10 protein-coding genes are annotated in these 12,158 nt (G+C 39.3%); 8 read left to right on the forward strand and 2 right to left on the reverse strand.

Annotated elements, in window-relative coordinates; genetic code table 11:
* Positions 1–199 precede the first annotated feature (199 nt).
* From RMB03_RS11700 to RMB03_RS11725, 6 genes are all read left to right on the forward strand, one after another.
* On the forward strand, positions 200–1,792 hold the full coding sequence (locus RMB03_RS11700; RefSeq protein ID WP_005037379.1) for a TerC family protein: 1,593 nt from the start codon (positions 200–202) through the stop codon (positions 1,790–1,792).
* 72 nt (positions 1,793–1,864) lie between these two features.
* Positions 1,865–2,332, forward strand: coding sequence for a YchJ family protein (locus tag RMB03_RS11705; protein WP_311076291.1), 468 nt, complete (start codon positions 1,865–1,867; stop codon positions 2,330–2,332).
* A gap of 45 nt (positions 2,333–2,377) precedes the next feature.
* Positions 2,378–3,022 (forward strand): trimeric intracellular cation channel family protein, encoded by a 645-nt coding sequence (locus tag RMB03_RS11710; RefSeq protein WP_002121256.1) that lies wholly within the window; start codon positions 2,378–2,380, stop codon positions 3,020–3,022.
* A gap of 82 nt (positions 3,023–3,104) precedes the next feature.
* The gene (locus RMB03_RS11715) at positions 3,105–4,424 is read left to right on the forward strand and encodes an MFS transporter (RefSeq protein ID WP_005037373.1); all 1,320 of its coding nucleotides are present in this window, start codon (positions 3,105–3,107) and stop codon (positions 4,422–4,424) included.
* 152 nt (positions 4,425–4,576) lie between these two features.
* The gene (parC, locus tag RMB03_RS11720; RefSeq protein ID WP_005037371.1) at positions 4,577–6,796 is read left to right on the forward strand and encodes a DNA topoisomerase IV subunit A; all 2,220 of its coding nucleotides are present in this window, start codon (positions 4,577–4,579) and stop codon (positions 6,794–6,796) included.
* A gap of 295 nt (positions 6,797–7,091) precedes the next feature.
* Complete coding sequence (locus tag RMB03_RS11725; RefSeq protein ID WP_311076295.1) at positions 7,092–8,771, forward strand: long-chain-fatty-acid--CoA ligase; 1,680 nt, start codon at positions 7,092–7,094, stop codon at positions 8,769–8,771.
* A 42-nt stretch (positions 8,772–8,813) separates the two neighbouring features.
* Here RMB03_RS11725 and RMB03_RS11730 read toward each other — a convergent pair whose 3' ends face one another.
* A complete protein-coding gene (locus RMB03_RS11730; protein ID WP_005037366.1) occupies positions 8,814–9,203 on the reverse strand; it encodes a hypothetical protein in 390 nt (129 codons plus the stop codon).
* Between the two features lie 106 nt (positions 9,204–9,309).
* On the opposite strand from RMB03_RS11730, the gene RMB03_RS11735 reads away from it, so the two are divergent.
* Positions 9,310–9,708, forward strand: coding sequence for an MAPEG family protein (locus tag RMB03_RS11735; protein ID WP_003654397.1), 399 nt, complete (start codon positions 9,310–9,312; stop codon positions 9,706–9,708).
* 127 nt (positions 9,709–9,835) lie between these two features.
* Positions 9,836–10,360 (forward strand): inorganic diphosphatase, encoded by a 525-nt coding sequence (gene ppa / locus RMB03_RS11740; RefSeq protein WP_003654399.1) that lies wholly within the window; start codon positions 9,836–9,838, stop codon positions 10,358–10,360.
* 107 nt (positions 10,361–10,467) lie between these two features.
* Here the strand turns inward: ppa and RMB03_RS11745 are convergent, their stop codons facing one another.
* Entirely contained in the window at positions 10,468–11,757 is a 1,290-nt protein-coding gene (locus RMB03_RS11745; protein WP_281833249.1) for an OprD family outer membrane porin, read from the reverse strand.
* Positions 11,758–12,158: the final 401 nt, after the last annotated feature.

Below are 12,158 nucleotides of genomic sequence, written 5' to 3' on the forward strand. Positions count from 1 at the left end.
CAAATAAAAATGATGAATTTCTATTAAATCTTGCCTATACTAAAAATTCGTTTAACAACATATGAACAAATATGGGTAGTGGTTGTAGTCGCTCCGTTTTAATTTCTTGTCCTAAAAAAACATTTTCCCTCCTTTGTATGGGCATGCCTGCTGTGTTGCCAAATAAAGATAAAATCCAGTCAGCGCAGGAGCAGGATCGATGATCTTTGAGTGGATGTCTGATCCCGCTGCTTGGGTGGGCTTAGCAACTTTAATCGTTCTCGAAATTGTTCTGGGGATTGATAACCTCGTTTTCATTGCTATTTTGGCCGAAAAACTGCCGCCAGAGCAGCGAGCTAAAGCGCGTGTAGTGGGTCTGGTACTCGCCTTAGGAATGCGTCTAATACTTTTAGCTTCGATTGCTTGGGTTGTGACTCTGACTGAACCACTCTTCCATATTCTTAATCATCCATTCTCTGGTCGTGATTTGATTTTGTTGTTCGGTGGTGTGTTCTTGCTCTTTAAAGGCACCATGGAATTGCATGAACGAATGGAAGGTAACCAACTTCATAAAGAAGATAATCCTGTTCATGCTGCGTTCTGGATGGTCATTGTCCAGATTGTTGTGCTTGATGCTGTGTTCTCGTTAGATAGTGTGATTACAGCTGTAGGTATGGTGAAAGAGCTATCAATCATGATGGTTGCCGTTGTAATTGCTATCGGAATCATGTTGTGGGCATCAAGACCACTCATGGACTTTGTTAATAAGCATCCAACGGTCGTTATTCTGTGTCTTGGTTTCTTGATGATGATTGGTTTCTCTTTGGTCGTGGAAGGTTTTGGTTTCCATATTCCGAAAGGCTACTTATACGCTGCAATTGGCTTCTCGGTTTTGGTAGAAATTATCAATCAGAGCATGCGCCGCAATCAGGAAAAGCTGGTTACAACCACAGACTTGCGTTATCGCACTGCCTCTGCGGTTTTACGTATGCTAGGAAGTAAAAGCAGTGGTTCTAGCTCAGATACACAATCTTCTGATAAAGAGGACGTATTAGCTACTCAAGCTTTTGCAGATGAAGTTTTTGATGAAGACAATGGTGTTTATCATAGTGTACTTGTGCAAGGTGTTCTTGGTTTATCAGAACGTCCAGTAAAGTCCGTAATGACGCCACGACCTGAACTTGAATGGATTGATTTAGACGATGAGCCGGAAGTTTTAAAAGAACGTTTAATGTCAATGACACACTCTCGTTTGATTGTTGCACGTGGTGAGCTTGATAATATTGAGGGTATTGCACTCACTCATAAAGTTTTGAATGGCTTTATTGAAACTGGTGTGGTCGATTTCCAAAAGCATTTACGTGAACCTGTCATTGTGCATGAAAATGCTCAGGTACTTATGGTGATGGAGCAATTACGTCAAGCGCCCTTACAAATGGCAATCGTTTTAAATGAATACGGTTCAATTGAAGGTATTGCAACACCAATCGATATCTTAGAAGCAATTGCGGGTGAATTCCCAGATGAAGATGAACTAGATGCAGCTGCTGAGAGCTTGGAAGATGGTTCATTAATACTTGAAGGTTCAACCGACATTCGCCACGTATCTTTGTTATTAGGTCGTGATTTGGTTGATGAAAGTGAGCAATATTCAACTTTGTCGGGTTATTTATTATTCCATTTAGGTCGCTTGCCTGAAAATGGTGAAACTGTTGAAGCCGATGGTTATCGCTTTGAAGTGGTGACGATGGAAGGCCATAAAATCGAGAAAGTTCATATTGTTTCTATCGAACAAGATGAATCAAAAGATTAAAATACATTTCAAGTCTAGAAACATCATAAAATAGCTCAACTCTGAGCTATTTTTTTATTTGAGAAACACAGAATGACTCAACACACTTGTCCATGTGGAAAAGGCAACTATGCAGAATGTTGTGAGCCTTTACATTTAGGTACAGAAAAAGCCCTAACAGCAGAGCAGCTTATGCGTTCGCGTTATAGTGCATTTGCATTACAACAAATTGATTATATTGTGAAAACAACTGCTTTGGGTCAGCAAACTGCGCTTGATAAAGAGGCTATTGCAGACTGGAGCAAACAAAATCAATGGTTGGGTTTAGAGGTGGTCAATGCCAAAGAAAAACTAGACAAAACGCATGCGCAGGTTGAGTTCAAGGCCCATTATCATGATGGACAAAAAGCTCAGGTCCACCATGAGGTTTCACATTTTGTGTGTCACCAACAACAATGGTTTTTTCTTGATCCGACTGTAGATATGCATGTCACGATGAAACAACCGTGTGTATGTGGCTCCGGAAAAAAATTTAAACAATGCTGTGCACAATTCATATAACTTTACCTTAAAATACGCCCACCGTTTGGCCTGAGGGAAAGGGCGATGTTACTCACCGTTATTTATATTATTGCGATTACTGCCGAAGCCATGACAGGTGCATTGTCTGCTGGGCGACGGAGTATGGACTGGTTCGGTGTCGTACTGATTGCCTGTGTGACGGCCTTGGGTGGTGGTTCTGTACGTGATGTACTACTTGGCCACTATCCTTTAACTTGGGTAAAACATCCTGAATATTTGGTTCTGACTTGTTGCGCTGCATTTGTCACAATCATTATTGCCAAATGGATGCGTCACTTACATAACATCTTTTTGGTGCTCGATGCTTTAGGTTTAATCGGGTTTACCATCATTGGTTGCCAAATTGCATTGCAAATGGGACACGGTTTTGTCGTATCAGCTGTAGCTGGTGTATTGACCGGAGTTTCTGGCGGTATTTTACGTGACATTTTATGTAACGATGTCCCATTTGTTTTCCGCCGCGAACTTTATGCGAGTATTTCTTTTGTGGCGGTCATCTGTTACTGGGTATGCCAGGATTTAGGATTAAGTTTAGAGTTAACCGTCATTTCAACCTTAATTTTTGGTTTTACCCTGCGTTTGATAGCCATCTATTTTGGTTTAGAAATGCCTAAATTTATTTATAAAGATGATGATGCAGAATCGGCTTCTTCAACCGACGAACATTAATCATGCAGAATGCTATGTGAGCATGCTATAACAATTAAATATATTGTCTTGCTCACTAATTCTTTCCAGTAGAGTTTTTCCTATGGACCTGATTTCACGTATACAAAATCTTCCAATCGGCAAATTCCACTACACATTATTGTGGGTGGTTGGGCTAGGTTGGATGTTTGATGCGATGGACACAGGAATCATTGCTTTTATCATGACAACCTTAGTCAAAGACTGGGCGCTAACTCCAGCCGAAAGTGGCTGGATTGTGAGTATTGGCTTTGTGGGAATGGCGATTGGCGCAGTTTGTTCGGGAGCTTTAGCAGATCGCTTTGGCCGTAAGACAATATTTGCGACCACCATGGCAATTTATAGTATTGCCACAGCCTTATGTGCTTTTGCGCCAGATTTAAAGTGGTTATTAATTTTTCGTTTTATTGTTGGCGTTGGTCTTGGTGGACAGTTGCCTGTTGCTGTAACACTGGTTAGTGAATATATACCCGCACATGTACGTGGTCGTTTTATTGTACTCCTTGAAAGTTTTTGGGGTTTAGGCTGGTTAGTTGCTGCATTAATTTCTTATTTTATTATTCCTAAGTTTGGTTGGCATATTGCATTTCTCATGGGTGGCCTCCCACTGATTTATATTTTAGTGATTTGGAAAAAACTTCCTGAGTCGATACCGTATCTCATTAATCGTGGCCGTATTGAAGAAGCGCATGCATTAGTTCAAAAATTAGAAGCTCAAGCTGGTGTTCAAATTGTTCATCATATTGAAGTCATGCCGGTAGCTATACGACAAAAGGTTTCTTTTAAACAACTTTGGAGTGGTCCTTTTGCACGCCGTAGTTTAATGCTCTGGCTCATTTGGTTTGGGATTGTGTATTCATACTATGGCATTTTCACTTGGTTACCGAGTTTATTGGTGAAACAAGGCTATGACATTGTTAAATCGTTTGAATATGTTCTTCTTATGATTTTGGCACAGCTACCCGGTTACTTGGCAGCTGCATGGTTTGTAGAGCGCTTGGGAAGAAAGATTACACTGGCTTCTTTTATTGGCTTTTGTGCATTGTCTGCATATTTCTTTGGACAAGCCGACAGTGTGAACAGCATTATGTTTTGGGGCTGCCTCATGTCATTCTTTAATTTAGGAGCATGGGGCGTGCTGTATACCTATACGCCAGAGCAATACCCAGCCAATATTCGAGCTTTTGGTTCTGGTTGGGCTTCGGCAATGGGGCGTTTAGGCGGGATTTTGGCGCCGATCGTTGTCACACATATGATGGTGGCTAAGAATGGATTTAGCCACGTTTTTATGATGTTTACAGTTGTTTTGCTTTTGGTTGCTGCTGTAATTTTGATATTGGGTGAAGAAACCCAAGGGAAAAGATTAGAGTCGATAGGCCTCTAGTTTTGCCTAACTTTATAGCAAGTAACTAAAAATATAGAGAGATGAGACATAATTTGACGCTCAGGTGACAGACTCCCTCTTGTGTCTGTAACATAGCCCACTTAGCATAAGACTCATTTAAAATAACGACTGATTTGGAAGATAAGCTGACTATGACCAGCCTTGCGCATCAAGCGACAGAAAACCGCTCTGTAGCCGAATTTACTGAACAGGCTTACCTGAATTATGCCATGTACGTCATCATGGACCGTGCATTGCCACATATCAGTGATGGTTTAAAGCCTGTACAGCGCCGTATTGTATTTGCCATGAGCGAATTAGGGCTGAAAAATAGTGGTAAGCCAAAAAAATCAGCACGTACAGTCGGTGATGTACTCGGTAAATACCATCCCCATGGCGATTCTGCATGTTATGAAGCCATGGTATTGATGGCACAGCCGTTTAGCTATCGTTATCCTTTAATTGAAGGACAAGGTAACTGGGGGGCACCAGATGATCCTAAGTCATTTGCTGCGATGCGTTATACCGAAGCAAAACTTTCTGCCTACAGTGAGTTATTGTTAAATGAGTTAGGGCAGGGCACAACTGACTGGCAAGATAACTTTGATGGTTCATTAAAAGAACCCATTACGTTGCCAGCACGTATTCCTAATATTCTACTCAACGGCACAACAGGGATTGCTGTTGGTATGGCGACAGATATTCCGCCGCATAATTTACGTGAAGTGATTAAAGGAACGATTGCCTTAATTCGTAATCCGCAAACTTCAGATGAAAAATTGGCTGAATATATTCCAGCGCCAGATTTACCAACAAAAGCTGAAATCATTACTCCACCAGAAGAATTACTCAAAATCCAGACTACTGGTCGTGGTAGTTACCGCATGCGAGCGGTGTACACCATCGAAAAAAATGAAATCGTGATTACTGAATTGCCTTATCAGGTATCGGGCTCTAAGGTCATTACTCAAATTGCTGATCAAATGCAGGCTAAGAAGCTACCATTGGTGGTGGATATACGTGATGAGTCGGATCATGCAAACCCAACACGATTAGTGATTGTACTTCGTTCAAATCGTATTGATGCTGAAGCGGTGATGAGCCACTTATTTGCAACGACGGACTTAGAGTCAAGCTATCGTGTTAATTTAAACATGATTGGTGAAGATGGGCGTCCTCAGGTTAAATCGATTCGTCGTATTCTGCTGGAATGGATTGAGATCCGTAAAAAAACGGTAACCCGCCGTTTAGAATATCATTTAAACCGAATTGAAAAGCGTCTGCATATTTTGGCAGGTCTTTTAATTGCTTATCTTGATATTGATACGGTTATTCGTATTATTCGTGAAGAAGATCAGCCTAAACCTGTATTGATGGAACACTTTAAGATTGATGAGATACAGGCAGAAGCAATTTTAGAACTCAAGTTACGTCATTTAGCAAAGCTCGAAGAGATGGAAATCCGTCAAGAGCAGGATGAACTTGCAGCAAAAGCAGCAATTATCCGTGAGCAATTAGGAAATCCAGAATCTTTAAAGAACCTGATTATCGGTGAATTAAAAGAAGACGCGAAAAAGTTTGGTGACGAACGCCGTTCTCCAATTGTGGTACGTGCTGAAGCTGTTCAGATTAAAGAACAAGACCTTGTACCAGCAGAAACAGTAACGGTTGTTTTATCTGAAGCAGGTTGGATTCGTGCCGCAAAAGGTGCAGATGTTGATGCAGAAAACTTAAACTACCGTGCTGGCGACCAATATTTAAGTCACGCTGTGGGCAAAACCAATCAACGGATTTATTTCCTTGATGAGACAGGGCGTAGTTATGCTTTACCTATCAGCAGCTTGCCATCAGCAAGAGGTTTAGGTGAACCATTAAGTTCCAAACTTGCTCCTGCAAGCGGCGTGTCGTTTATTCAGGTTTATCTAGAAGATGAAGCGTCTGAACTTATCGCTGCTAGTACATCAGGTTATGGATTTAAAACTCAAGCTAAACAGTTAGATACCAATGCTAAGGCAGGGAAAACATTCTTGTCGGTGCCTGATAAATCAAAAGCTTTACCATTAATATCTGCTCAAAATATGACACATTTGGCTGTGCTCAGTTCAGCAGGTCGACTCTTAATCATTGATTTGGCAGAGCTCCCAAATTTAAATAAGGGTAAAGGTAATAAGTTGATACAACTTGAAGCGAAAGAGCAAATTTTATCCATGACAACCCTGAACTTAGATGAAATAATTCAGGTGGTTGCAGGGCAACAACATTTAAAATTAAAAGGTGATGATCTACAAAAATACCTGGGTAAACGAGCTTCAAAAGGTCAGCTCTTACCACGTGGATATCAAAAAGCAAATAAACTGTTGATTCAGAGATAAAGCTAGCGTCTGGCAACATAAATACGCTATATATGGCAACATGTTCAAGCAATGAACTGAACTTGTTGGTATTGAATAATGATTAAAAGGACAGCAATTTGGAGTACGTAATTTGTACTCCATGCAAAAAATTGACAGGGTCAAATTGTCAAAATTTCTGTCTCATAATCTTGTTCGAAGTGTCATGAATGTGCCAATAAGTTTTAAATATGTTCTGGCACCAAGAAGCTAAAGAATAGCTGGGGCATTGAATAACAGTTATTACTAAGGATTACGAATCGGAGATAATGGCATTATGGAAAAAATTTGGTTTGCAGAATACCAAAAGACAGGGATTCCAGAAACAGTAGCATTGCCTGCGGAAAATACCTCACTTGTTGATATTTTTGAGAGTAATTTCCAAAAATTTGGTTCTCGTGATGCCTTTATCTTTATGGATAAAGCGATGTCATTTAATGAGTTAGAGCTTGCGAGCCGTAAGTTCGCGACCTATTTGCAAAATTTGGGGTTAGCAAAAGGAACTCGTGTGGCAGTGATGATGCCGAATGTGTTGCAGTATCCTGTAGTTGCATTAGCTGTGTTACGTGCGGGCTTGGTATTAGTGAATGTTAATCCACTTTATACCGCGCGTGAACTTGAGCATCAATTAAATGACTCAGGTGCAGAAGTACTTGTGATCATCGAGAACTTTGCTAGTGTTTACCAAAGCATTTTAGGTAAAACTCCAGTGAAGCATGTTGTAGTTGCATCAGTAGGAGATATGCTTGGTACACTTAAAGGTACTCTAGTTAACTTTGTATTACGTAAAGTACGTAAGCAAATTCCGGCTTGGAATATTCCGGGGCACGTTAAATTTAATTCAGCATTGAACAAAGAAAATGCAAGTAATTATAAGCGTCCGACTTTAACTTTAAGTGATACGGCTGTACTTCAATATACTGGTGGTACTACTGGTGTTTCAAAAGGTGCAGAGCTTACTCATCGTAATCTTGTCGCAAACTTACTTCAGTGTGATGGTATTTTCCAAAGTAAATTTGGAGCAAACGATGGCGCTAAAGGCGATCGTATTGTTTGTGCATTGCCGCTTTATCATATTTTTGCGTTCATGGTTTGTGCCATGTACGGTATGTATAAAGGTCAGGCAAATATCTTGATTCCGAACCCTCGTGATTTACCAGCTGTTATTAACGAACTGCGTAAATATCAACCATCATTCTTCCCAGCAGTAAATACATTATTTAATGCTTTAGTGAATAATGAAGAGTTCAGACAACTTGACCATAGCAAGTTAAAAATGGCGATGGGCGGTGGTATGGCCGTTTTACCTTCTACAGCAGAAGCTTGGAAGAAAATTACTGGCACTACCATTATTGAAGGTTATGGTTTGTCAGAAACCTCACCGGTAGCAACTGTAAATCCACCTGCTTCTACTGAATTTAGTGGCACAATTGGTATTCCGTTACCTTTAACTGAAGTTGCCATTTTAGATGATGACGGTAAAGAAGTTGCTTTAGGTGAGCAAGGTGAAATCTCGATTCGTGGGCCTCAAGTCATGAAAGGCTACTGGAACCGTGCAGATGAGACAGCTAAAGTCATGACAGCAGATGGTTTCTTCCGTACTGGCGATATCGGCGTTATGGACAGCCGTGGATATGTCAAAATTGTAGATCGTAAAAAAGATATGATTTTGGTTTCTGGCTTTAACGTTTACCCAAGTGAAATCGAAGAAATTATTGCTAAACATCCGAAAGTATTGGAAGTTGCAGCGATTGGTGTTCCAGATGAAAAATCAGGTGAAGTGCCAAAACTCTTTATTGTGAAAAAAGATCAAAGCTTGACTACAGAAGAAGTTTTGAGCTTTGCTAAAGAGAATTTAACAGGCTATAAGCGCCCTCGTTATGTTGAGTTTATGGATGAATTACCAAAATCAAACGTAGGCAAAATTTTACGTAAAGACTTACGTAAACCAGCCTAATTAGTTAATAAAAAAAAGCGCCTTAGGGCGCTTTTTTTTATTTTAAATTTTATGACTTTTTATAAACCAGCGGTCTATATAAGGGCGTCCAATTCCAACCATCCCCACAAAAACAAGCATTGTGCCGAGTTGCAGGCGTAGGTGAGTTAAATCAAGCTGACCATAACTTAAATAATTATCTGCTAAGCAATATATCGTAATCACAATGAGCCAGTGCCACAAAGGAAGTCGTTTAATACCAACTGCAATAAAGGTAATTGTTAAAATAACAAAGGTGCCAAGTGTAGATTGCCAATTCAAATTTGCACAAATCACACTCAGTAAAAAAGCGACAATAGGGAGTACGATCTTTAATATGCGATCTATCTGAAGTTGATTCTGTTTTTGCTTATCCAAGACTTCAAACAGTTCTTTTTGATCAGGTTGTTGCATACATGGCCCTATTCATCAGTGTTGACAAGTGATTGCATAAAATTTCAGGTAAAAACGCAATGTTATGATAGCATGATCAACAGTATTTTCAGTGATGGATGGCACTATGCAGGGCATCAGCGGCATTATCTATATTATTTTAGTGGCATGTTTGCTGCCATACGCATTTACCGCAATTGCAAAAATTACAGGTGGTTTTCAGCCTGCCGATAATCAAAACCCGAGAGCTTTTTTTGCCAAAACAACTGGTCTGGCTGCTCGCGCTAATGCCGTACAACAAAATAGTTTTGAAAGCCTACCTTTATTCTTAACGGCTATTTTAATGGCCGAATATATGGTTGTTCCAGAATATTTTATTCTGAGATTAGGTTGGGCATATATTATTTTAAGAGTTATTTATGGGATCTGCTATTTAAGTAATTGGGCAACTTTACGCTCGATTGTCTGGTTCTTATCTATATTGTGTCCAATCTTCTTATTAGTGGTCACGATTAAACTGACTTGAGTGTCATTCTGTCATCATTCATATCAACTTTCGCGTGTGCGCATTGTATAATCGGCATCATTTTGATGATATCCACGCTATAATCGAGTGGATTTTACATCTGACTTCATAACGAAAGAGTATTGATATGAGTTACAGCGATATCCCAGCAGGTAAAGATGCCCCAAATGACATCTATGTCATCATTGAAATTCCTGCAAATGCAGCACCAATTAAATATGAAATCGACAAAGATTCTGATGCATTGTTTGTAGACCGTTTCATGGGCACAGCAATGTTCTATCCAGCGAACTATGGTTATGTTCCAAATACTTTGTCTGAAGATGGCGACCCGTTAGACGTACTTGTTGTAACTCCACATCCTGTTGCTGCTGGTTCTGTAATTCGTTGCCGTCCAGTGGGCAAATTAAAAATGGAAGATGACGGTGGTATCGATGCGAAATTAATCGCTGTTCCACACGAAAAATTGTCTCCACTTTACAAAGATGTGAAGGAATATACAGATCTTCCTCCATTGTTGATTAGCCAAGTTGAGCATTTCTTCAGTCACTATAAAGATTTAGAACCTGGTAAGTGGGTAAAAATCAGTGGTTGGGAAGGTGCTGATGTTGCTAAAGCTGAAGTACTAAAAGCAATTGAAGCTGCTAAATAAGCTTTAATTGATAAGGCTCAGAGTTTCTCAATTGAGATTCTGAGCCTAATAAAAAACCTACATCTGTTGCCAGACGTAGGTTTTTTTATGCTTGATAGATCTATGAATTAGAATAATTTCACAGGGATATCAAGGAAGATACGCCATTCGTTTGTATCACCGATGTACGCATTAGATTGGTAAGCATCACTTGCACGGTAGTAAGAGTTACGAATACGAAGGCTCGCATCTTTAGCGAAACCACTTTGAACTGTGTATTTCACTTGGTTAAAGAATTCGTGTTCTTCAGCATCATCAGTTAAACCTTTAACTTTGATGTCCCAACCGTATACAAATGCAGTTGTCCAGTTTAGACCAGGTAATACGCCTAACTTACCAAAATCAAGACTGTATTGGATTTGTGCAGATTTTTCATCGTTGCCGATGAAGTCAGACATATAAGAGTTTGGTAAATAAATACTTTGGAAACCATCAGCATTTTGGCCGTAATCATAACCTACGTTACCACTGTTCTGTTGGTAGGCAACCATTACATTATGTGGGCCAGTGTTGTACGCTGTAGAAATTGCCCAAATATTGTTCTTACGGTTAGACTTGTCATCAGTAGTTTCTGAATATGTGATAGCATTTTCATCAAACTTAGTATGATAACCACTGAAATCATAAGTTAATGAACTGTCATTAGCCAGAGGCTGTTTAAAGTTCACATTCACATAATGACGTTCAAGAGCATTTTTGCTGTCTAAACCGTAGTAAGATGCATTTAAATTGTCATCAAACTTATATTTAGCACCCCAAACAATGGCGCGATCAAGCCCATTACCATTTACATCCGCATCGGTATTGATTTGATCAGACATTTGGTCTTTAGTAAATTTACCAGCAACCAATTCAAGGTCCTTGATTTCATGGCTGGTTAATAAAGTACCTGTAAAATATTCAGGAACCATACGTCCAGTATTACTTGCAAGAACAGGCAAATCAAGTACTTGAGTACCATAACGTACTGTTGTATTCGAGAAACGTGCTTTAACGCTACCACCACCACGAGCCCAGTGATCATAAGCTGAGCCATCGTTATGTAATGGAATCATTTGGTTTCCGGCATTTTTATTTTCACCGATTTTAAATGAACCATCACCAACAACGCCAACACCGAAGCCAACAATACCAGGGGTAAAGCCGGAATCGATACTTACAATTGCTGACTGAGCAAATGAGCTAGTATCTTTCGCGCCCTGTTTTTTGTCACGGCTGATATAACCTGTACGGAAGAGAATAGAACCGTTCGCATCTTCAACAAATCCTTTTGCCTCACTTTGCTCACTTGCCTGAGCTGAGGAAATTATTGCCGCAGAAATGAGAACTGCTAATGTAAGTTTTTGTGCATTTAGCATATTTAAAGAACCTCATAAAAACGATAAATCCTGTGCCTTGTTATTGTTCAGGGCCTAGGATTTGAATCAATTGTATAAGTAATCTATAAAAAAGATATATTTTTGTTGATTTTATTTTATATATCCTATGCAGAAATTGATTAATGTGTTACTGGTTGTTTACTAAATTTACTATTAAGCTTTTATACTTAATGTATTGTTTAAAATAAAAAAAGTAATTTATTTTTTAGTGGATTTTTACCATTTATTTTATATTCTAAGCTCAAAAAATAGTTGATTCTTGTGTTTATTTTTTGATCTTTTTTGGTGGATATGTTTACTTTTTAATCTTCTCTTAAGTTGATTTTTTTTACTGTTTATTTCCGATGCTCTCTAAATTGTTACTATATAACATTATTTTT

Source organism: Acinetobacter sp. V91_7, from assembly GCF_031799075.1.
In the GTDB taxonomy this organism is placed as follows: domain Bacteria; phylum Pseudomonadota; class Gammaproteobacteria; order Pseudomonadales; family Moraxellaceae; genus Acinetobacter; species Acinetobacter calcoaceticus.

Coding starts and splice junctions, on each gene's coding strand:
- RMB03_RS11705 (WP_311076291.1), top strand. CDS start 1,865: ATGACTCAACACACTTGTCCATGTGGAAAAGGCAACTATGCAGAATGT.
- RMB03_RS11730 (WP_005037366.1), bottom strand. CDS start 9,203: ATGCAACAACCTGATCAAAAAGAACTGTTTGAAGTCTTGGATAAGCAA.
- RMB03_RS11710 (WP_002121256.1), top strand. CDS start 2,378: ATGTTACTCACCGTTATTTATATTATTGCGATTACTGCCGAAGCCATG.
- RMB03_RS11725 (WP_311076295.1), top strand. CDS start 7,092: ATGGAAAAAATTTGGTTTGCAGAATACCAAAAGACAGGGATTCCAGAA.
- RMB03_RS11735 (WP_003654397.1), top strand. CDS start 9,310: ATGCAGGGCATCAGCGGCATTATCTATATTATTTTAGTGGCATGTTTG.
- parC (WP_005037371.1), top strand. CDS start 4,577: ATGACCAGCCTTGCGCATCAAGCGACAGAAAACCGCTCTGTAGCCGAA.
- RMB03_RS11700 (WP_005037379.1), top strand. CDS start 200: ATGATCTTTGAGTGGATGTCTGATCCCGCTGCTTGGGTGGGCTTAGCA.
- RMB03_RS11715 (WP_005037373.1), top strand. CDS start 3,105: ATGGACCTGATTTCACGTATACAAAATCTTCCAATCGGCAAATTCCAC.
- RMB03_RS11745 (WP_281833249.1), bottom strand. CDS start 11,757: ATGCTAAATGCACAAAAACTTACATTAGCAGTTCTCATTTCTGCGGCA.
- ppa (WP_003654399.1), top strand. CDS start 9,836: ATGAGTTACAGCGATATCCCAGCAGGTAAAGATGCCCCAAATGACATC.